Source organism: Dietzia aerolata (genome assembly GCF_014144865.1).
GTDB lineage: Bacteria > Actinomycetota > Actinomycetes > Mycobacteriales > Mycobacteriaceae > Dietzia > Dietzia aerolata.
In genome coordinates this window covers 1-20,283 of record NZ_JAALDM010000118.1, presented here as the reverse complement: position 1 = coordinate 20,283, position 20,283 = coordinate 1, and the positions used below count along the sequence as shown (strand labels likewise).

Below are 20,283 nucleotides of genomic sequence, written 5' to 3'. Positions count from 1 at the left end.
CAGCCAGGTCTCGGCGAGCCACACGCCGCCGCCCCGGATGACCAGCATGATCGCCACGGCCGCGACCAGGAGCCACGGCGCCGCCGCGACCGCGCTCGGGCTGATGCCCATTCCCGAGACCACAAAGAAGACGGGGATGAATAGGGAATACCCCACGGTGTCGAGGCGTCCGAGGAGGTCACCCACGAGGTCGCGGGTCGGCGAGTTGGGCTGGTCGTCGTGCCGGCTGGTGTACGTCTCGGTCAGGCTCCGCAGGACCATGCCCGCCGCGAATGCGCCGAGCACCACGTCCAGGCCGAAGACCGCCGCGACCGCCATCATCGCGGCCAGCAACAGGAACACCATCCGGACCACGAGTTGGCCCGTCGAGGTGTTGCCGTGCGCCAGGGCCCGACCCATCGCGGGGACGAACAGCAGACGCCGCGGGATGGCGAACAGGAAGAGCGCAGCGATCCCGAACAGTGCCACAGCCACCGCCGACGAGCCGATGTCGCGGGTCCCGAGGAGTAGTGCCATGGCGAGCACGGGGCCGAGTTCCCCGACCGCGCCGTGGCTGAGGACCGCGCGCCCGACCGGGGTCGCGTCATGTCCGGCACCTTTGAGGATCGGGAGCAGGGTGCCGATCGCGGTGGAGGTGAGCAGCAAGCCGATAGCCACGGCGGTGTCCGGACGGCCGGTGATCAGCCATCCGATCGCGGTCGCCAGGACGACGCTCGCCAGCCAGGCTCCGCCCGCGCCCGCGCCCCGACGTCCGGACAGGGATGAGGGTTTGAGCTCCACGCCCGCGAGGAGGAACAGCAACCCGAGCCCGATCTCGGAGAGCATGCCGATCCCGCCGGAGGTCTCGGCCAACCCGAGCCCGGTGGGCCCGATGAGCATCCCGCCGGCCAGCAGCAGCACGACCGCCGGAATGAACGAACGCGTCATCCACGACACGATGGGCGCCAGGCAGATGACCAGCACGATCCAGAACAGCGACAGCAGTTCGGTCGACGAGGCCCCCGACGCCAGGAGAGTGGTGGTCACGTCCGGCCTTCCGTTGCAGAGTCGCCCGTGAGCCTAACGCCCCGCTGCTCTCACCCCAGCGGCTTCGTCACTTCGTCAGCGCCACACCGTTTTATGAGCGGCCGGATCCGTGGGATAGACGTCGGAATCGAATCCGTTCCGCACATCCAGGTCCGGCCGCTCATCCTGCAACCTGCGCATCAAAGCGACTCCGTCGGAGCGCCACTGCGCGCTGTCGAATCCCTGCCGCCAGACGGGGACCCTCATTTCTCCACTGATGTCGCGTCCGACGAAGTCCTCGTGCCAGTCGTCCACCCATGCCGCGAACTCCCTGACGAGTGCGTCCGACAGCCCGAGGCTCGCGGTGGTGACCAGGCCGGCGTATCCCTCGAACGCATCGGGCCCGTGGGTGTCCCCCCAGAGGAAATCGTTGACGCCACGATGTGGACTGACAAAAATGACCCGCTTCATCGCCGGTAGCTGCCTCCTCGGGGGAAAGTGCCCCCAACGTACCGCCCTTCCACGCATGCTCCGCGCCGTGCCAGGGTGGTGGCATGACCGGCACGCTGCTCACGCGCTCCGACGACGACCCTCGCCAGCTGCCGGGTTATGCCCGCACCTTCGCGCCCGGCCGCCTCACGCTCGGCCTGGGCTTCCCGCTGCGCACCCGCGGCGACGAGCCGGCGGCCGAGGAACTGCTCGCCCAGGTCGAGGCCGCGCGCGCCGCCGAGGCCGGTGGGTTCGCGGCCCTCTACGCCCGTGACATCCCACTGCGTGTGCCCTCGTTCGGCGACGTCGGCCAGGTCTTCGACCCGTGGACCCATCTCACCTACATGGCCGCGCACACCTCCCGCATCGCGCTGGGGACCTCGGGGATCGTCCTGCCCGTGCGTCACCCGCTGCACGTGGCCAAGGCCGCTGCGAGCCTCGACAGGATCTCCGGCGGCCGGTTCCTGCTGGGCCTGGCCAGCGGCGACCGTCCGGAGGAGTTCCGGGCGTTCGGCCTAGAGCAGGGCGAGCGCGGCGAGCGGTTCCGCGACAACCTGCGCGTCCTGCAGCACGCCCTGGCCACCGAGATGCGCGGGATCCGCTGGCCGGGCGGGTGGATGCACAGTGCCGACGTGGTGCCCAAGCCCACCGCGGCGTCGGTGCCGGTGATCATGATCGGCTCGTGCCAGCAGAGCACCGCCTACCTGGCCGAACACGGGAACGGGTGGATGACCTACCCTCGCGACTTCGATGCGCAGCGCCGCGCCGCCGCGCGGTGGAGGGAACTGGTGGACGAGGACGCCCACCGCCGGGGTGACGACACCGCGGGCGGTGACAACAACAACCACGACAACGACGACGACAACGACAGCTCCTCGACCGGAGGCGGCGCTGGTGCGGAGTCAGCGTTCAAACCGTTCGCCCAGTCGTTGCAGATCGACCTGTCGGAGGACCCGCACGAGAGCGCGTCCCCGATCAAGTTCGGCTTCCGCATCGGACGGGAGGCGCTGATCGGGCACCTGGGCGACCTGCAGGGGATCGGGGTGAACCACGTGCTGCTGGGGCCGGGGGCGAGCAACCGGCCGTTCCGTGAGGTGCTGGACGAGCTGGCCGAGTACGTCGTACCCCGGTTCCCGGCGCTGGACGGCTAGATTCTGGTCAGATCGGGTCCGGCGAGGCCCGGAACGGCGCGGCGAGGCCGGGAATTTCCCGGGACGGCCCGGTGGGGCCCGGGACGGTTCGGCGGTGGGGAGGACGGCGATGACCGGTCAGATCAGCACGGAGTCGGCGCTCTTCGAGCACCTGAGCTCGCGACAGTTCCTGTTGATGATCCCGCGGGCGGTCTCACTGCAGCTCATGCACCCGGCGATCAGCGCGGGGATCCTCGAGCATTCGCCCTCACCCGGGTACATCTGGCTGCACAAACGCGACTCCGTCCCCGCGACCGTCGAGATGGCGTTCACGCCGAACCCAGAGCAGTGGGTGCCGGACCGGATCCTGCTGACGCACGAGAAGATCAAGGGAACAGGCGCCGAGGGGCGCCGGTACCACTCCCTCACCCCGGACGTGTTCCACTTCCAGCACGCCGCCTACGTGGACACCTTGATGGAGACAGTGACCCGGTTCCGTGGCCCGATGAGCCCGGACGAACGGGCAGAACTGTACGACCGCTGCCGCGGGTGGTACCGCATCTACGGCATCTCCGAGGTTCCGGTACCGGCGACGGTGGGGGAGTTCGACACCTACTTCCGCGAGGCCACCTCGGAGCTCACCATCACCCCCGCGCTCACCCGGTATCGCAACCAGCTGCTGCGGCCCCGGCACTGGTGGCCGGCGACCGTGCCCACCGGGGCGATTCGGACCTTCCTCCACCCGGTGGCCGCCCGGGCGCTCGGCGTGCGGGTCTCGGCGACCGACCGGATGGTCGCCGCGGCGTTCACCTCGATGGCAGCGCTGCGCTGAGGCGGGACCCGCAGGCGGCCACGGACCTCGGCCCCCTCGGGGACCCGGTGGCCTCCGGGCCTCAGTCGTCGCCGAGTCGGAACTCGAAGAACCGGTCGATCCCCAGTTCCTCGGCTGCCGAACTGCCGTCGGAGGAGATGTATCCCACGTACTCGGCATAGGCCTGCCACTGGCCCTCCAACTGCGAGACCTTCTCCGGGTACCGGTCCGCCAGGTCGACCAGTTCGCGCGGATCCTCCGCGAGGTTGAACAGCTGCCACCTGTCGCCGGCCCCGTAGGGCGGTGCCATCCACAGCAGCTTCCAGTCGCCGCACAGCACGGAGCGACACTCGAGCATCTCGAAGCACAGTGCGTCCATCCCGCCGCGGACCGGCTGTACCGTCGCACCGGTGAGCATCGGGGCCAGACTCCGTCCGTACAGCGGGGGAGAGGGCCGGCCGGCCCACTCCGACGGCCGCCGCACGCCGGCCATGTCGAGCATCGTCGGCAGGATGTCCGCGACGTGCAGAAGCTCGTCGGTCACCACCCCGGACCGCGAGACCGGCCCGCCCGCCACGATGAGCGGGGTCTGGGTCCCGCCCTCGTAGGTGGTGGTCTTGAAGTAGGAGAGCGGCGTGTCGGCGACCTCGGCCCAGGCCCCTCCGATCGAGATGAACGAGCCCTCCCTGCCCAGGTTCCCCTCCGAGTTGTCGAACTCCGCGGCGATCGATTCGGGGGTGTTGGGCTGGTAGAACTCCGGCTGCTTGGGGTTCGCGCCGTTGTCGGACAGGAAGAAGATCACGGTGTCGTCGCGTCTGCCGAGTCGGTCCAGCTCGTCGAGCAGCCGGCCCAGCTCGCGGTCCAGCGTGGAGATCATGGACGCGTAGATCTCCATCTTGCGGGCCTCGAGGCGACGCTCGTCGGGCGAGAGTTCGTCCCACGTCGGGAACAACCCACTGCCCGGGTTCACCTCGAGATCGGAATCGATGAGGCCGATCTCCTTCATCCGCGCCATCCGTTCGCGCTTGATCGCGTCATAGCCCTCGTCGTACCGGCCCGCGTAGCGGTCCAGATCCTCGTCGGGGACCTGCAGCGGGTCATGGGGTGCGGTGAAGGCGAGGTAGCCGAGGAACGGGCGGTCGTCCTCCTGCTCGCGCAGGTAGCCGATCATCCGGTCGACGAAGTGGGTCGAGGTGTAGAAGTCCGCGGGCAGGTCGTCGGTGCAGAAGACGTCGTCGTCGGCGTACATCGTCTGCTTGCCCTCCGACGAGCTCAACGGCCGGGCGTCGGAGAAGTGGCTGGCACCGCCCCCGAGGAAGGCGAAGCTGCGCTCGAACCCTCGGGCCGCGGGACGCGTGTCGTCGGTGATCCCCACGTGCCACTTCCCGGCGAGGTACGTGTGGTAGCCGGCATCGCGCAGGAGTTCCGCCATGGTCGGCACCGAGTGTTTGAGATAGCCCTCGTACCCGGGCTGCATGTACTGGTTCATCGCGTGCAGCGGCTGCATTACACCCAGCCCCGCCTGGTGGTTGTCACACCCCGAGAGCAGCATCGCCCGGGTGGGGGCACACAGCGAACTGGTGTGGAATCCGCGGAAGCGGACGCCGGCCTCAGCGAGTTCCTGCAAGCGGGGGGTGGCGATCTCGCCGCCGAAGGGCTGGCAGTCGGAATACCCCATGTCATCGACCACCACGACGAGGAAGTTGGGCCTGTGATCAGAACCGGAGGACATGTCCCCATCATCTCCGATGTTCAGTGGCGGCGCTCCGGAACGTCCGCGCCGATCGGGGTCAGCAGGAACTCGGCATCGCGGCTCATCAGCTTGGCCGCGCCCATGAGGACCACCAGGCCGGCCGTGTTGACCAGTGTCACCACCACGACCACCCGTGGGTCGTCGAAGTTCGAGGTGGCCACGATCATGGCGGCGGCAGTGTTGCGCTGCGCGGTGGCCAGGGCCCCGACCCGTTTGAGCTTGTTGTGACCGTCGCCCATCATGTAGCCGATGAACAGGCCCACCAGGATCACGACCAGGCCGGTCGCGATGGCCTTCCACAGTTCGGGGTCCACCATCTGGGGCAGGTAACCGACGATCATGGACGCGAGCAGACCGTAGAGGGCCACGGAGGAGATCTTCGCGACCCACGGCTGGACGAGTGCGGCCGCCGAAAGGAGGTACTGCCGGATCGCCATCCCCAGCACCATCGGCAGGATCATCTGCAGGGTGAGGCCGCGGACGATCGCCCACACATCCACGCTCACCCCTTCGATGAGGCGGGGCAGGATCAGGGGCATCAACACCACGGTGCCCACGATGAGGACGGTCATCACGGTGGCGGCCAAGGAGACGTCGTCCTTCGACTCGCGGGTCAGCGCGATGAGGAACGGTGCTCCGGCGGACAGGCCGAAGATGAGCAGACCCGCGGAGTACGCGGGCTCCAGGTCCACCATGGTCACCGCCATCACCATGACGGCGGGGAACAGGATCAGGTTGGCGAGAACCATCCGGGAGAGGAAGTGCCCGTTCGTCAGATGCGCCCGGAAGTTGGACGGCTTCTGCGTCAATCCGACATTGAACAGGCTGGAGACGACGAAGACCACCACGAGGATTCCCGAGAGCTGCCTCGACACCTCGAAAACCACTGACATTCCTCTCACCCCGGGAAATGCGTCTGAACCCGACGCTACCTCGTCCCGCTCACCCGGACTCCCGACCCGGTTGACACCCGGAACGTCGGGGTGCCCTGCCCGGCGGGAGCATGCCGCCTAGGCTGAGGGCATGAGTTCCGGAACACAGACCCCCCGACCCACAGATGCCGGCACACAGACCACCCCCGACATCAAACCCCGGAGCCGTGACGTGACGGACGGCCTGGAGAAGACCGCGGCGCGCGGCATGCTGCGCGCGGTCGGGATGGGCGACGACGACTGGGTCAAGCCCCAGATCGGTGTGGCCTCGTCCTGGAATGAGATCACGCCGTGCAACCTGCCCCTGGACCGGCTGGCCAAGGCGGTCAAGAAGGGCACCCACGCCGGGGGCGGCTACCCGCTGGAGTTCGGCACCATCTCGGTTTCCGACGGCATCTCCATGGGGCACGAGGGCATGCATTTTTCGCTTGTGTCCCGCGAGGTGATCGCCGACAGCGTGGAGACCGTGATGAGCGCCGAGCGCCTCGACGGATCGGTGCTGCTCGCCGGCTGTGACAAGTCCCTGCCCGGGATGCTCATGGCCGCCGCGCGACTCGACCTGGCCAGCGTGTTCCTCTACGCCGGCTCCACTATGCCCGGGTTCGCCACGCTCTCGGACGGGAGCGAGCGGCAGGTGACCATCATCGACGCGTTCGAGGCCGTCGGTGCATGCTCGCGCGGACTGATGAGCCGCGAGGACGTGGACACCATCGAGCGCGCCATCTGCCCCGGCGAGGGCGCCTGCGGCGGCATGTACACCGCCAACACCATGGCCAGCGCCGCCGAGGCCATGGGCATGTCCCTGCCCGGCAGTGCCGCCCCGCCCGCGCCCGACCGTCGCCGTGACGGCTACGCCGAGGCCAGCGGCGAGGCCGTGGTGGAGATGCTGCGGCGCGGGATCACCGCGCGCGACATCATGACCAAGGAGGCCTTCGAGAACGCCATCGCCGTGGTCATGGCATTCGGCGGCTCGACCAACGCGGTGCTGCACCTGCTCGCGATCGCCGCCGAGGCCGAGGTGGAGCTGACGCTGGACGATTTCGCCCGCATCGGCACCAAGGTTCCGCACCTGGCGGACGTCAAGCCGTTCGGCGCGCACGTGATGAACGACGTTGACAAGATCGGCGGCGTCCCGGTGGTCATGAAGGCCCTCCTCGACGCCGGGCTGCTGCACGGGGACTGCCTCACCGTCACCGGCAAGACCGTCGCGGAGAACCTCGCCCACATCGCGCCGCCGGACCCCGACGGGCTGGTCCTGCGCGCGATGTCCGAGCCGATCCACCCCACCGGCGGGATCACGATCCTGCACGGATCCCTCGCGCCGGAGGGTGCCGTGGTCAAGTCGGCGGGCTTCGACTCGGACGTCTTCGAGGGAACCGCGCGCGTCTTCGAGCGCGAGCGGGCCGCGATGGACGCGCTCGAGGACGGCACCATCACCGCCGGCGACGTTGTGGTCATCCGCTACGAGGGCCCCAAGGGCGGGCCCGGCATGCGGGAGATGCTCGCCATCACCGGAGCCATCAAGGGCGCCGGCCTGGGAAAGGACGTCCTGCTCATGACCGACGGCCGGTTCTCGGGCGGAACCACCGGCCTGTGCGTCGGCCACATCGCGCCCGAGGCGGTGGACGGCGGCCCGATCGCGTTCGTCCACGACGGCGACCGCATCCGGCTCGACGTCTCGAACGGCACCCTCGAGTTGCTGGTCGACGAGTCCGAGCTCGCGGCGCGCAAGGACGGCTGGGAGCCGCTGCCCCCGCGCTACACCCGTGGTGTCCTGGCCAAGTACTCCAAGCTCGTGCAGTCGGCCTCGGTGGGCGCGATCTGTCGCTGAGTATGTGTTGACCGCCGAGACGGGGTTCGCCGGGGCAGTGTGCCCCGGCGAACCCCGTCTCTATGTGCCGCTCGAGTCTCTAGCGGCCTGATCGTCAGCTGATCCGGTGGGGGATCAGTCCAGGACCGTGCCGTCGTCGAGGTGGGACAGTGCCCCGTCCTCGGGGAGTTCGCCGGTGGCGAGGAAGACCACCCGGTTGGCGATGCTCACGGTGTGGTCGGCGTAGCGCTCGTAATAGCGGGCGAGAAGCGCCAGATCCACCGCGGCCACTGAGCCGAAGCCCCAGTCCTCGCTCGACACCTCGCTCATCAGCTTGGCGTGCAGGCCGTCCACGGCGTCATCCTGGGCATCCAGCAGGAGAGCCTTGTCGACGTCGCGGGAGGCGAACAGTTCCGTGAGCTGGCGGGACATCGCGGTGTCGCGCTCGACGAGCTCGCGGATGATCGGGACGATCGGCTCGGGAACGACGGCGTTCGGGAAGCGACGACGAGCAATGCGGGCGATGTGCCCGGTGAGAGCGGCCATCCGCGTGAAGTGCTCCACGATGTAGATCCCCGAGACGACCTGCCGCAGATCGCCCGCGACGGGGGCCTCCAGGAGGAGGAGCTCGAACGCGTGCAGTTCGCTGACCTCGCGGAGTTCGGCGAGCTCGGCAGCGCCGTCGATCACCTCGGTCGCTGCGGTCTCATCCTGCTCGAGCAGCGCGACGCTCGCGCGCTCGAGGAGGTGGGTATTGGTGTCACAGAAGCGGACAAGCTGGTCGGAGAACTCGTCGAGCTTGGAACGGAAGACGGTACGCATGCCGCAAGCGTAGAGAGCCCAGGCGGGCTCGGCAGCGTCGTTTTCTCAGAATTCACACTCTGGACGGACAGTGGGGGACATCACCGGGGGTGCGCATAGACAGACCGGTCTATACGTTTCTAGGGTGGGGCAACACGCAGTCCCCGAAAGGACACACCATGACTCTCTTTCTGTACGAGACGGTTCCTTCCCAGAAGCAGCAGGCCGACCCGACGGCCCTTATCGATTCCCTCGCGGACGCGTTGACCGAGGCCGGCGCCGAGGTCATCGAGACCCAGATCACCAAGGGTGCCGCCCGGGTGTTCACCATCGTCGAGCTGGCGGACGGACCGAACGGCGCCTGCGCCACCGAGGCCCCCGCGCTGGATGCGGCCGCGCTCGGCGTCACCGAGATCACCGAGCCCGCGCAGGTGCGGCTCGTAGGTACCGATCTGGAGACCATCAAGGCCGCCCGCCCCGAGGCCGGCTACCTGGTCGAGTGGGACATCCCCGCCGAGATCGACATGGATACCTACCTCACCCGTAAGAAGGAGAAGTCCCCGAAGTACGCGGAGATCCCCGAGGTCTCCTTCCTGCGCACCTACGTCCGCGAGGACACGGACAAGTGCCTGTGCTTCTACAACGCTCCTGACACCGATGCCGTCGTCCGCGCGCGGGAGATCGTGTCCACCCCGATTTCGCGCCTGCACGAGCTGTCATGAGCACGCCCACGGCCAGCACTCTCACCCCGGATCTCGGTGCACCGCGCGCACGTCTGATCGCCGGCGACCTCGGCACCGTCGACGCGGCGGACCTCGTCGCGGTGATCGACTCGGTCGCCGCCCGGGCCTCCGCGCTCGACCGGGCCGACGCAGACCTGCGGGAGGACATCTCCGCGCTCGCAGGTCTCGGCCTCTTCGACGTTGATCGCACGCCGGTTGCCGTCGCCGCGACGATTATCGAAGCGGTTGCGACGGAGAGCCTGGCCGTGGCGTTCGGCGCCTGGGCGCAGCGGATGACCGCCGCCTACCTGCGGCACGCCGCGGACCGGTCGGACGCCGCCATGCGCACCTACCGCGCGGTGGCCGACGGCAAGCGCCCGGGAGTCACCGGCATGGCGGCAGCTCAGCGTCAGGCGGTGGGCCTCGGTGACGTGCCGATCACCGCCACGCGCGTCGATGGCGGGTACCGGATCGACGGGCCCATCGCGTGGGCGTCGAATGTGTACCCGGACAGCACGATCGTTCTCGCGGCGAACACCGAGGACGGTCGGAGCCTCGTCCTGACCTTCGAGGCCTCGGCCTCCGGTGTCGAGATCCGCAATGCGCCTGATCTCCTGGCGCTCAACGCGACGGCGTCGACGATGATCGGACTCGACGGTGTCGTCGTCCCCGACGAGCAGGTGCTGGGGGAGGACCTCCCCGACTTCCTGTCGGGTGTGCGCCCGCAGTTCCTCGTTCTCCAGGCGGCATTCTGCTCCGGGGTGGGCGCACGCTCGCTCACCGAGGCAGAGGGGCGGCTGGAAGGACTCGGGGCGTTCTATTCGGACGAGCACGAGACGCTCGCGGGACGGCATGAGCACATGCACTCCGAACTCCACCGACTCGCCGCGATTCAGGACGAGGCAACCCTGACCGATCTGCTCCTGCTGCGTCTTGACGGTGCGGAGATCGCACCCGCCGCGACCCGGCTCGAGGCGATCCTGTGCGGAGGTATGGGGTACGCCCAGGCCGCGCCGGCCAACCGTCGCATGCGGGAAGCGGCATTCCTTCCGGTGCAGTCGCCGTCCCAGTCGCAGCTCCGCTGGGAACTGGACCGACTCGGAGTCGTCGCGTGACAGCTACCCTCGAGCGGCCGGTCGCCGTGAGCGTGACCGGCCTCCAGCATCAACTCCCCGGCGGGCGGACCCTGTTCGACGATCTCGAACTCCAGGTCCGCGCCGGTGAGTCGCTGGTGTTGCTCGGCCCGTCCGGGGTCGGCAAGTCGACTCTTCTCCGGCTCCTCGCCGGACTCGAGCAGCCGGCTGGTGGCGCGCTGCGCGTGGGCTCCCAGTCCATGGCAGACGGAAGCGAGCACTCCTACGCTGTCGTCTTCCAGAAGCCGCTCCTGTACCCGTGGCTGTCGGTGCGGGAGAACGTCGCACTGGGCAGCCGATTCCGCGCGCTCAAGGGCCGCGTGAACACCGCCTACGTGGACGAGCTCCTGGAACATTTCGGGATCGCCGAACTCGCCGACTCCCGGCCTGATCAGATCTCCGGTGGACAGGCGCAGCGGGTCGCAGTGGTGCGGGCCGCGGCAACACGTCCCGAGATCCTTCTTCTCGATGAGCCGTTCAGTGCCCTCGACCCGGTCACCCGGGCCGACTCGCAGCGCTGGCTCGTCGGTGTGACGGCAGAGTTGGGCGTCACCACGATCATGGTGACCCACGATGTTGACGAGGCGCTGGTGGTCGGATCACGCATCGCCCTGCTGGGATCGTCGGGCCGCGTGAAGCAGGAGTGGACCAACCCCGAGCACGGCACGGCCTCGTCGAACCCTTTCCTGCGCGAGGACATCCTGTCCGCGTACCGGACGGCCTGATCCAGGTCCATGAATTCAGATCCAGGGCCCCGCGGGCCCGTCCTCGACAGGCGTTCACTGCTGCGTGCAGGCGGTGCTCTCGCCGTCGGGGCCGGGGCGCTTGGTGGAGCGGTGACGCTCGGAAATCTCGTCTCCGCCGCAACCGCCCCGCGCGGGGTGGAGACCGAAGAGCTTCGCATCGGCTACCTGCCGATCACCGACGCCGCGCCACTGCTCGTCGCCCACGGTGACGGCTACTTCGAGCGGCAGAAACTCATCGTTGGCCGTCCGGTGCTCTTCCGGTCCTGGTCCTCGCTCATGGAGGCCTTCCTCACCCGCCAGGTGGACCTCATCCACCTCCTCATGCCCTCCGCCGTGCAGCTGCGCTACGTCATCGGTGCGGACGTGAAGATGGTGAGCTGGAACCACACGGGCGGCGGTGCGGTCACCGTGGCTCCGCAGATCACCGACATCACCGAGCTCGCGGGCACACAGGTCGCGATCCCCGGCTGGTGGTCGATCCACAACATGCTCCTCCAGCGGGTGCTGCGGGCACACGGACTCACCCCCGTTGCTCGCAAGGCGCCCAGCCGTAAGGACGGAACCGTCGAGCTCGTCGTGATGGGCCCGTCCGACATGATCCCGGCGCTGGCGACCGGCTCGATCTCTGCGTTCACCGTGGCCGATCCGTTCAACGCGGGCGCCGTGGCGAAGGGTGTCGGATCACTGCACATGCTCCTCGACGAGGTGTGGCGGGACCATGCCTGCTGTGTCACGGTCGTCCACGAGGAACTCATCGACAGCCGGCCGGACACCGTCCAGGCACTGATCGACTCCTCGGTCGCGGCACAGCTCGGAATCCGGGCCGACCGGACCGCTGCCGCGGAGATCCTGTCCGGAAAGGGCTACCTGCCGCAGCCTCCCGCGGCCGTCGAGGTCGCCATGTCGGGAACGGTCCCGGACCCGACGGGCGGGCCCGAGCGTCCCCGGATCGACTTCCACCCGTATCCCTTCCCGAGTTTCACCGAGGAACTGGTCCGACAGATGCGGCGGACCGTCGTCGATGGTGAGACCCGGTTCCTCGACGGACTCGATCCGTCCACGGTCCACCGCGAGCTCGTTGATGACCGTTTCGTCCGCGCCGCGATCGAACGGCACGGCGGACCGGCTGCACTCGGACTCCCCGCATCGCTCACCAGACACGAACGGCTGCTCTCATGACTCGAACCCACACGACGTCCCAGCCGACCGAAGGATCCGGGTCGGAGACCAACGATGGCTCGACCGCACCGGTCGAGGGGCGACGGAGCAGTCGGGCCGACCGCGGTCGGACCACGAGAGCTACCGCACCCTCTAGCCTTGCCGCCCGATGGGGCGCGGGCCTGCTGGGACTCGCCCTGGGACTGGGCGTGTGGGCACTTCTCACCTCCGGACTGATCACCAACGATCCGGTGATCACCGGGATGTCACCCGCGCAAACCTGGTCGGGCTTCGGAGATCTCCTCGACCGCGGCGTTCTGCTGTCGGATGCCACGGTCAGTCTCTATCGTCTCGTCGCGGGACTCGCTGTCGCGGCGCTCCTCGGCGTCCCGCTCGGACTGTGGCTTGGACTGCGACGGCGCGCCGAGGCGGTAGCCGGTCCGCTCGTGCAGTTCCTCCGGATGATCTCGCCACTGTCGTGGGCACCCGTTGCGATCGCCGTGTTCGGCATCGGCAACGAGCCGGTGATCTTCCTCGTCGCCGCAGCCGCGATCTGGCCCATCATGCTCTCGACCTCGTCAGGGGTCCACGCAATGGACCCCGGCTATCTCGACGTCGCCCGAACCATGGGGGCGAGCGGATGGGAGAGGCTGACCCGGGTCGTGATCCCCGCGGTGCGCCCGTCGATCCTCGGAGGAATTCGCCTGGCCCTGGGCACCGCCTGGATCGTGCTGGTGCCGGCCGAAATGCTCGGCGTGCGGTCAGGTCTCGGATACCAGATCCTCAACGCCCGCGATCAGCTCGCCTACGACCAGGTGATGGCCGTGATCCTGGTGATCGGCGTCCTCGGCTTCGCGCTCGACTCACTGTCCCGGCTACTCCTGCGGGACGGTGCCGGTCGCTGACACGGCACCGGGGCCGGCCGATCAATGGTCGCGCAATGCCCGGATGAGCTCGTCCTTGTTCATCGTCGATCGGCCTTCGATGCCCAGCTCGCGGGCGCGCTGGGTCAACTCGTCCACGGTCCAGTCGTCATAGGTGCCGGCCTCCCCGCCCTTGCGGCCCACCTCGGAACGTGACTGGTTGGCCGACGCGTTGGCGATCCGCGCGGACTTTTCCTTGCTCGCACCTTCGTCGCGCAGTGCCTGGTACACCTCCTCGTCCTTCACACTGGACGACCGCTGCTCGGAATCGCTGCGAGCCATGGTGACCTCCTGTTCACAAAACGGGCTTGTCTGGCCCGTGATTCGGGTCTATCAGCCCGTCGGCGTGGTCGCCACCGGCCTACGCTGAGTTCCATGAGCAGACCTGAGTCCGTGGACGTCTATCTGGCCGGGTTCGACGAACCGCGTGCCGAACGACTGCGCGAAATCCGCGCGCTCTGCGTGGCGGCCGCGCCTTCCGCCGAAGAGACGCTCAAATGGGGCGCTCCGGCATATGTCGACGACACGATCCTGTTCCAGTTCGCGGGCTACAAGTCCCACTGCAATCTGGTGCTGACCCCGTCGACACGTGAGGCCTTCGACGGTGACTTCGGTGACTTCGACACCGGAAAGGGCACTCTCAAGTTCCCGGACACGGCAACGCTCCCGAACGATCTCATCCGCAGAATGCTCGACTACCGGGTGACAGAATGGTCCGAGAACGGGGTGCAGTGGATGTGACGCAGGCGGGGAGACGCGGGGCGTCGACCGTCTAGGCCCGTCGCATGTCCGCCCGCAAGTGGTGGGTCATGGGCTGGCCGACCGCGGCCATGGCGAATGTAGAGACCACGGAATCGCCAGTGAACTCGTACCGGCGCTGGGTCGAGGTCACCTGCTTGGCGGTGGTGCTGTTGAGAACAGTGGACGTGAACTCGAGCACGACCGTGTCACCCTCGGCGTGGACGGTTCCCTCGCAGAGCTCCGCCTGACCGGTGGGTTGGGCGATGACGAACTCCGCCGAGCCGTTGCCGGGGATCCGGAGAAATCCGGTTTCGGTGTGCATGGGCGCTCCGGTCGGTCCCCACGTCTTCTGGACATAGTGCAGGAACGGCTTACCGACATCGGTGAAGGTGATTTCCTCGGTGTAGACGAAGTCGTCGATCGTCGGATAGGAGCCGGCACCGTCTCCCCGCCACGTTCCGAGGAGGGGACTCACGGGAACCAGATTCGGGGCAAGGTCAGCAGCGGAGCTCATGCCCTCGAGAGTAGGTCAACCGTCGGGGCGACACAGGTGAGCAATGATGTCACCTGTCCCAGACAGGATCTCCGTTGTCATCAAGCCGGAGACCGGCGCTCGGGATGTGTTCGTCGATCTTCCCGGAATGCATGAGGTTACCCACCGGCAGTCCGTGCACCGTGGCCACGACGTCGGCGACGATTCGGCGGTGGCACCGCCACCACACCGATTCCGAACACATCACCGCGGTGCGTCGGACCCGCGCTTCGGCGACGACCCGATCGAGCGCGGTGCGGAAGGCGGGATCGCGGGTCCAGGCGCAGTAGGCGCGGAACGCCTCGACCCGCCACCACGTGTCAGGCGAGGTCCGCCGCTGCTCGGCGGTCAGGCGACGTCGGCCGCCGAGGTCTTCTTCCCAGCGGTAGTCGATTCCCGCATCGTGGGCGATCTGGGGCACCGCTCCCTTGGCGGCGGCCGAGTTGGCGCGGCTGCCGGGGAAGTGTCGGATGTCCACGAGGAGCTCGATTCCGGCCCCGGTGAGGAGCGAAGCGAGCTCGTCGTGGTCGAGACGGCCGTGGCCGAGAGCGAGGAGCATCAGGCCCCTGCGTCGGACTTGGGTTCGGATTTGGCCTGGACATCAGACTCGGGCCCGGAACTGGCCTTGTCTTCTTTCGAGCGGCGCGGGATGAGATGGGCGATGGCGACGACAACACCGCCCACGATCAGACCGAAGATCGCCGAGCACACCGTGTTGACGAGCCAGCCCAGGACCGCACCGACACCTGCGACTCCGGCCGCGGGATCGGCGAGGAGATGCACCAGGTGGTACGGCGCGGTGACACCGAGTTCGTCCAGGCCGACGAGGAGGATGTGGCCACCGACCCAGAGCATCGCGATCATCCCGATGAACCCGATCACGTTGAGGATGGTGGGCATGGCCTTGACCAGTCCGAGACCGAACTTCTGGACGCCGGGTGAGTCCTTGCCGGCCAGGTGGAGCCCGAGATCGTCCATCTTCACGATCACGGCCACCACGCCGTAGACCAGCACGGTGATACCCAACCCCACGACGACGAGGATGATCGCCCGCGACCAGAAGGATTCACCCGCGATCTCGTTGAGGGCGATCACCATGATCTCGGCACTGAGGATGAAGTCAGTGGTGACCGCGCTACGGACCAGTTTCTTCTCGGCCTCGGGCCCCTTGTCGACGGTCGGGGTTTCCGCCTTCTCGTGTCCGGAGATCAACTCCCAGACCTTCTCGGCGCCCTCATACGACAGGTACAGGCCGCCCAGCATGAGCAACGGGGTGAGGATCCACGGGATGAACTGGCTGAGCAGGAGGGCAAAGACGATGATGATCGCCTTGTTGCCGAGTGAGCCGGTGGCGATCTTGCGGATGATCGGCAGCTCTCGCGAGGGCTCCACGCCCTGGACGTACTGCGGGGTCACGGCCGCGTCGTCGACCACCACGCCGGCGGCTTTGAGCGAGGCACGTCCGGCGGCGGCCGCGACGTCGTCGACGCTGGCCGCGGCCATCCGGGCGAGTACCGCGACGTCGTCGAGTAGAGCGGCGAGTCCTCCGGCCATCATGTCCTCACTGGTCTGGGCGGGCGAGCCCGCCTCCGTCGTCCTGCGACCTTATGCCGGACCGTCACAGGGTATCGCCGGGTGGCCTGAAGCCGCAGTGACACGGCCGGAGTCACCTGCGGGCGCGACAGGGCCCGGCAATGAAATCACTGCGCTGTAGCAAAAACATATCTGGTCGGGATAGGACGGCTCAGTCGTCGACGGCGTCGAGTACCCAGCGCAACGTCGCCACACCGGCCACGCCCAGTGCGATCCCCACATCGCGTGAGCCGAACGGCCCGTCCGGGAGTTCCAGCATGTCCCGGGCCCAGGGCGGCAACGCGGCCACCGCGCCGTGCCGCAACATCCGGTAGGCGGGTTTGTCGGTCCATCCCACGGGCGGCTCGTCGAGGATGAAGTGTCGGGCGTCCACGGCGGCAGGGGAGGACTCGAGTTCGGGCAGGTATTCGGCCAGCGCGGCGTTCAGTTCGTCGGCCGACTCCGGCACGTCACGGGCACCGAGCAGGCGGCCGGTCCGCGCGGACTGGCGCACGTACTCGTCTCGAAGGTCCGGGGTCTGCTGCTGACGCCCGTACAGGCGGTGGCACTCGAGGAAGCTCCAGATCTCGGCTATGTGGACCCACCTCAGGAGGTGCGGATCGCGGGCGTCGTACGGCCGGCCGCGGTGATCGACGCCCACCACGGACCGGTGCACATGGTTGATGGTGCGGATGAGGTCGGTCGCGTCGGCGATGGTGCCGAACGTGGTGGTGGCGATGAACGCCGAGGTCCGCTGCAGCCGCCCCCACGGGTCACCGCGATAGTCACTGTGGTCCGCCACCCCGGCCATCGCCAACGGATGTAGAGACTGCAGCAGCAGCGCGGTCAGCCCGGCGGAGAACATCGAGGCATCCCCGTTCACGCGGCAGATCGCGTCATCGGGGGAGTTCCACCGCTCACCGTCGGAATGCCAGATCTGCTGCCGACGCTCCGCCGCGTCCTCGCCCGCGACCCGCGACCGCACGACCAGGCCGACCCGGCGGCGCGCGCTGGTCACGGCGCCGGACAGTGCTCCGGTGACGCGCTGGGACGCCGTTGTCGTCGTGGTCGTCATCGCTCGTTCCACCCCGCGATTCGTCGTCCGGAAAAACGTTGTGTACGTCACCATACCCCTGGTATGGAGGCCTGTCGGGGTATCATCGCCGGGATGAGTTCTCCGAACCCGTACGTACCCCGCCACTCCCGTATCCGGGGGGTGGCCGGAGTCGTCGGGGTTCTCGGCGCGCTGACGGCGATCAATCTGACCGCCAACCTCGCCGATCTGGCCCACCGCGAGTGGGTGATCCCGCTGTCGGTGCTGGCGCTGGTCGCCGTGGTCAAGGCGCGGGGAATGCGCTGGTCGGAGCTGGGGATGTCGCTCCGGCACATGCCGAGGGGCCTCGCCTACGGCGCCGCCGCGACGGTCGCCGTGGCCGCCGTGGTCACGGCGGGCTGCCTGATCCCGGCCACGAGCCCGTTCTTCCTGTCCGAGCGCTACTCGGACCTGCGCATGGCCGTCTTCTCCGCCCTCGTCCTGATCCCGCTCATGACCGTGCTGCCGGAGGAGTTCGCGTTCCGCGGCGTCCTGCAGGGGGCGCTCGAGCGGACCTTCGGCACGCGCGGCGTGTTCGTGGTGGGTTCGATCGCCTTCGGCCTCTGGCACGTCACCACGTCACTCGGCCTGACCTCCGGCAACGCCGGCCTGTCCGAGCTTCTCGGGACCGGCCTCGGCGGGCAGCTCGCGGGGATCGGCCTGGCCGTGGCGGCGACGTCCGTGGCCGGCGCCGGGTTCATCTGGTTCCGGCGCCGCAGCCGTAGCCTGCTGGCCCCGATCGGTCTGCACTGGGCGTTCAACGCCGTCGGTGCGTTGGCCGCCGCGCTCACGTGGCGCGCACTGGCCGGCTGAAGATCGCACGGACCGCGATCAGCACCAGGACGGCGCTGACGCCCATCACCGTCAGCATCGGCACCGCCGAGGTGGAGCCGGCGAGGCCGGTCAGGGGGGAGACGATCGCGGCCAGGAGGAACTGCGCCGCGCCCATGATCGCCGATCCGGAGCCGGACCGGCCCGCCGTGGCCTGCATCGTCAGGGCCGCCGCGTTGGGCAGGATCAGCCCGATGGACAGGGTGAGAAGGATGAAACCGACCGTGATCGGTGCCAGCCCCAGGGTGCCCGACGGGGATAGGGCGACGACGACGACAAGGTAGACGATCGCGATCGACATCCCGGTTACCCCGGTGAGCATCAATTTCTCGGGCGCGAACCGGCCCACGAGACGGGCGCCCGCCACATTGGAGACCAGAATTCCGAGCGAGTTGATGGTGAACGCCACCGAATAGGCGGTTGGCGACAGGCCGACCATGTCCTGGTAGATGAACGGGCTGGCCGAGATGTAGGCGAACAGCACGCCGAACGTGAACACGAAGGCCGAGGTCCGGGCCACGAAGGGGCCGTGGGTGCCGACGATCACCATGTCCCGCAGTGACGACACGAATCCACCTTCGCTGCGGTCCTCGGGACGGAGCGACTCCGGAACGGCGAGCACCACCGCGATGAGGGTGAGCGCGGACAGCGCTGTCAGCAGCCAGAAGACCCCACGCCAGCCGCCGAACGGCACCACCGCGCCGCCGAACAGTGGGGCGATGACCGGGGCGATCGACTGGATCGCCATCAGCGTGGCGAACGCCTTGGCCACGCCCGGGCCGCGACCGATGTCGGCGACGATCGCCTTGCTCAACACGATCCCCGCCGCGCCGAAGAATCCCTGCATCGTCCGCGCGACGATGAGGAGCCAGATGGACGGGGCGAGAGCGCAGGCCACGGCGGCGATCAGGGTGCCGAACGATCCGAGGATGAGCAGCCCGCGTCGACCGATCCGGTCGGACAGCGGCCCGAACACCAGTTGTCCCACCGCGAGCGCGATCATGAACGCCGTCAGCGTCAGTTGCGCCGTGGAGGCGGAGACGTCGAATTCCTCCGCGATCAGCGGCAGCGCCGGGAGGTAGGTGTCGGTGGCGAACGGCCCGATGGCCCCGCCCAACGCCAACGCGAGAAGCGTCAGCGTGGGCACCGAGGTCGAGACGACCGGCGCGGACGCCCGGTCGCGAGAGCTATCAGCGTCGGAGGTCCTGCCGGACGGGGGAGTCGGAGTCACGAAGTGGGACCATACCGCCGATCGACGGTGGCCCCGCCTCAGCACTAACCCGGTGATACCCCCACCGATGGCACCTCCACAAGTGGCATCCCGACCAATGGCGCCGGCCCGGCGGTGGGGATCAGTTCACCTCTACCTCGGCGACGCCGTCGAGGTAGGTGATGGCCCCGCCGTCGAACGTCGAGATCCAGCCGCCGTCCGTGGTGGCCTCGTCCGAGGTGGGGAAGCCGAGGTCACCGCCGGGCCCGCCGGACTCGAGATAGGCCGAGAGGATCTCACCCTGCACCAGGAAGACCTGCCCGGCGGGCGTCAGGACCAGGGAGCCCCGCTCGAACTCGGTGATCGAGCCCCCGTCGATATCCTCGGCCGGACCGGTGGCCACGCCCAGATCGACTCCGGATTCCGCGAGCGCGGTCCAGCGCTCGGCGACCGCCGCCGGAACGCCCACCGGGTCGGCGGGCCCGGGGACGGTGGATGACATCGTGGTGGACGGTGTCGTCGTCGTCATATCGATACCCGCGGTGCCCGACGCGGCGGGTGCCGGTTCCTGCTCGTTATCCGAGCAGGCGGCGAGTCCCGCGCCGACAAGCGCGGTGAGGCCGACGGCGGCAACGGTGCGCGTGAACCTGACCATGGGACCGAATTCTAGTACGCGCCGACCAGACGAACCGGCCCCCACGCGCCGGGGGACCGGTGCGTGGGGGCTCAAGGTGGGGTACGCGCGGCGAGTGGCCGCGAGTGGAGTGCCGTCAGTTCTGCTCGACGGTGGACTCCTCGGTGGCGATGTCGTAGGTGATCTCGCCGGAATCGAAGGTGGAGATGAATCCGCCTTCCTGCGGGGTCTCATCGGTGGTCGGGAAGCCGAGGTCG

22 protein-coding genes and 1 pseudogene are annotated in these 20,283 nt (G+C 68.4%); 10 read left to right on the top strand and 13 right to left on the bottom strand.

Annotated elements, in window-relative coordinates; all coding sequences use genetic code 11:
* A partial coding sequence (locus G6016_RS08015) for a cation:proton antiporter domain-containing protein (RefSeq protein ID WP_182632143.1) occupies nucleotides 1-1,026 on the bottom strand: 1,026 nt, incomplete at its 3' end.
* Between the two features lie 75 nt (nucleotides 1,027-1,101).
* Nucleotides 1,102-1,476, bottom strand: a complete 375-nt coding sequence (locus G6016_RS08010; protein ID WP_182632142.1) for a hypothetical protein — start codon at nucleotides 1,474-1,476, stop codon at nucleotides 1,102-1,104.
* Nucleotides 1,477-1,559: 83 nt separating this feature from the next.
* Here G6016_RS08010 and G6016_RS08005 point away from each other — a divergent pair, with 83 nt between their 5' ends.
* The gene (locus G6016_RS08005) at nucleotides 1,560-2,645 is read left to right on the top strand and encodes an LLM class flavin-dependent oxidoreductase (protein WP_182632141.1); all 1,086 of its coding nucleotides are present in this window, start codon (nucleotides 1,560-1,562) and stop codon (nucleotides 2,643-2,645) included.
* A gap of 109 nt (nucleotides 2,646-2,754) precedes the next feature.
* Nucleotides 2,755-3,456: an oxygenase MpaB family protein gene (locus G6016_RS08000; RefSeq protein ID WP_182632140.1), complete on the top strand. Its 702-nt coding sequence runs from the start codon at nucleotides 2,755-2,757 to the stop codon at nucleotides 3,454-3,456.
* Between the two features lie 61 nt (nucleotides 3,457-3,517).
* Here the strand turns inward: G6016_RS08000 and G6016_RS07995 are convergent, their stop codons facing one another.
* Together G6016_RS07995 and G6016_RS07990 are read right to left on the bottom strand one after the other, a co-directional pair.
* Nucleotides 3,518-5,167, bottom strand: coding sequence for an arylsulfatase (locus G6016_RS07995; protein ID WP_182632139.1), 1,650 nt, complete (start codon nucleotides 5,165-5,167; stop codon nucleotides 3,518-3,520).
* 20 nt (nucleotides 5,168-5,187) lie between these two features.
* Nucleotides 5,188-6,081 carry a bile acid:sodium symporter family protein gene (locus G6016_RS07990; RefSeq protein ID WP_182632138.1) on the bottom strand — a complete coding sequence of 298 codons (894 nt, stop codon included), beginning with the start codon at nucleotides 6,079-6,081 and terminating at the stop codon, nucleotides 5,188-5,190.
* A gap of 130 nt (nucleotides 6,082-6,211) precedes the next feature.
* Between G6016_RS07990 and ilvD the strand changes: the two genes are divergently transcribed.
* Entirely contained in the window at nucleotides 6,212-7,951 is a 1,740-nt protein-coding gene (ilvD, locus tag G6016_RS07985; protein WP_182632137.1) for a dihydroxy-acid dehydratase, read from the top strand.
* A 114-nt stretch (nucleotides 7,952-8,065) separates the two neighbouring features.
* On the opposite strand, the gene G6016_RS07980 is transcribed toward ilvD, so the two are convergent.
* Nucleotides 8,066-8,752, bottom strand: coding sequence for a phosphate signaling complex PhoU family protein (locus tag G6016_RS07980; RefSeq protein ID WP_182632136.1), 687 nt, complete (start codon nucleotides 8,750-8,752; stop codon nucleotides 8,066-8,068).
* A gap of 158 nt (nucleotides 8,753-8,910) precedes the next feature.
* Here G6016_RS07980 and G6016_RS07975 point away from each other — a divergent pair, with 158 nt between their 5' ends.
* The 5 genes from G6016_RS07975 (at nucleotide 8,911) to G6016_RS07955 (ending at nucleotide 13,395) form a co-directional block, all read left to right on the top strand.
* Nucleotides 8,911-9,453 carry a DUF4242 domain-containing protein gene (locus tag G6016_RS07975; RefSeq protein WP_182632135.1) on the top strand — a complete coding sequence of 181 codons (543 nt, stop codon included), beginning with the start codon at nucleotides 8,911-8,913 and terminating at the stop codon, nucleotides 9,451-9,453.
* Entirely contained in the window at nucleotides 9,450-10,568 is a 1,119-nt protein-coding gene (locus G6016_RS07970) for an acyl-CoA dehydrogenase family protein (protein ID WP_182632134.1), read from the top strand. The genes G6016_RS07975 and G6016_RS07970 overlap by 4 nt, the downstream gene beginning before the upstream one ends.
* Nucleotides 10,569-10,639: 71 nt before the next feature.
* Nucleotides 10,640-11,311 carry an ABC transporter ATP-binding protein gene (locus G6016_RS07965; RefSeq protein ID WP_277815127.1) on the top strand — a complete coding sequence of 224 codons (672 nt, stop codon included), beginning with the start codon at nucleotides 10,640-10,642 and terminating at the stop codon, nucleotides 11,309-11,311.
* 9 nt (nucleotides 11,312-11,320) lie between these two features.
* Nucleotides 11,321-12,511 (top strand): ABC transporter substrate-binding protein, encoded by a 1,191-nt coding sequence (locus tag G6016_RS07960; RefSeq protein WP_182632132.1) that lies wholly within the window; start codon nucleotides 11,321-11,323, stop codon nucleotides 12,509-12,511.
* On the top strand, nucleotides 12,508-13,395 hold the full coding sequence (locus tag G6016_RS07955) for an ABC transporter permease (protein ID WP_241729945.1): 888 nt from the start codon (nucleotides 12,508-12,510) through the stop codon (nucleotides 13,393-13,395). Before G6016_RS07960 ends, G6016_RS07955 begins: the two co-directional genes overlap by 4 nt.
* 21 nt (nucleotides 13,396-13,416) lie before the next feature.
* On the opposite strand, the gene G6016_RS07950 is transcribed toward G6016_RS07955, so the two are convergent.
* Nucleotides 13,417-13,695 (bottom strand): DUF7218 family protein, encoded by a 279-nt coding sequence (locus tag G6016_RS07950; RefSeq protein ID WP_182632131.1) that lies wholly within the window; start codon nucleotides 13,693-13,695, stop codon nucleotides 13,417-13,419.
* A 93-nt stretch (nucleotides 13,696-13,788) separates the two neighbouring features.
* Here G6016_RS07950 and G6016_RS07945 point away from each other — a divergent pair, with 93 nt between their 5' ends.
* Nucleotides 13,789-14,154, top strand: coding sequence for an iron chaperone (locus tag G6016_RS07945; protein WP_182632130.1), 366 nt, complete (start codon nucleotides 13,789-13,791; stop codon nucleotides 14,152-14,154).
* Between the two features lie 31 nt (nucleotides 14,155-14,185).
* On the opposite strand, the gene G6016_RS07940 is transcribed toward G6016_RS07945, so the two are convergent.
* The 4 genes from G6016_RS07940 to G6016_RS07925 form a co-directional block, all read right to left on the bottom strand.
* Nucleotides 14,186-14,668: a heme-binding beta-barrel domain-containing protein gene (locus G6016_RS07940; protein ID WP_182632129.1), complete on the bottom strand. Its 483-nt coding sequence runs from the start codon at nucleotides 14,666-14,668 to the stop codon at nucleotides 14,186-14,188.
* Nucleotides 14,669-14,717: 49 nt separating this feature from the next.
* Nucleotides 14,718-15,245, bottom strand: a complete 528-nt coding sequence (locus G6016_RS07935; RefSeq protein ID WP_182632128.1) for a DUF488 domain-containing protein — start codon at nucleotides 15,243-15,245, stop codon at nucleotides 14,718-14,720.
* Nucleotides 15,245-16,240, bottom strand: coding sequence for a DUF808 domain-containing protein (locus G6016_RS07930; protein WP_182632127.1), 996 nt, complete (start codon nucleotides 16,238-16,240; stop codon nucleotides 15,245-15,247). Before G6016_RS07930 ends, G6016_RS07935 begins: the two co-directional genes overlap by 1 nt.
* Before the next feature lie 190 nt (nucleotides 16,241-16,430).
* Nucleotides 16,431-17,333, bottom strand: a complete 903-nt coding sequence (locus G6016_RS07925) for an oxygenase MpaB family protein (RefSeq protein ID WP_182632126.1) — start codon at nucleotides 17,331-17,333, stop codon at nucleotides 16,431-16,433.
* Nucleotides 17,334-17,426: 93 nt separating this feature from the next.
* On the opposite strand from G6016_RS07925, the gene G6016_RS07920 reads away from it, so the two are divergent.
* A complete protein-coding gene (locus G6016_RS07920) occupies nucleotides 17,427-18,164 on the top strand; it encodes a CPBP family intramembrane glutamic endopeptidase (RefSeq protein ID WP_182632125.1) in 738 nt (245 codons plus the stop codon).
* On the opposite strand, the gene G6016_RS07915 is transcribed toward G6016_RS07920, so the two are convergent.
* The 3 genes and pseudogenes from G6016_RS07915 to G6016_RS17820 all read right to left on the bottom strand — a co-directional run.
* Nucleotides 18,139-19,413: a multidrug effflux MFS transporter gene (locus tag G6016_RS07915; RefSeq protein ID WP_338403550.1), complete on the bottom strand. Its 1,275-nt coding sequence runs from the start codon at nucleotides 19,411-19,413 to the stop codon at nucleotides 18,139-18,141. The genes G6016_RS07920 and G6016_RS07915 overlap by 26 nt on opposite strands.
* Nucleotides 19,414-19,534: 121 nt before the next feature.
* Nucleotides 19,535-20,047 (bottom strand): LGFP repeat-containing protein, encoded by a 513-nt coding sequence (locus G6016_RS07910; RefSeq protein ID WP_182632124.1) that lies wholly within the window; start codon nucleotides 20,045-20,047, stop codon nucleotides 19,535-19,537.
* Nucleotides 20,048-20,162: 115 nt separating this feature from the next.
* Nucleotides 20,163-20,283, bottom strand: a pseudogene (locus G6016_RS17820) (hypothetical protein); the annotation flags it as partial.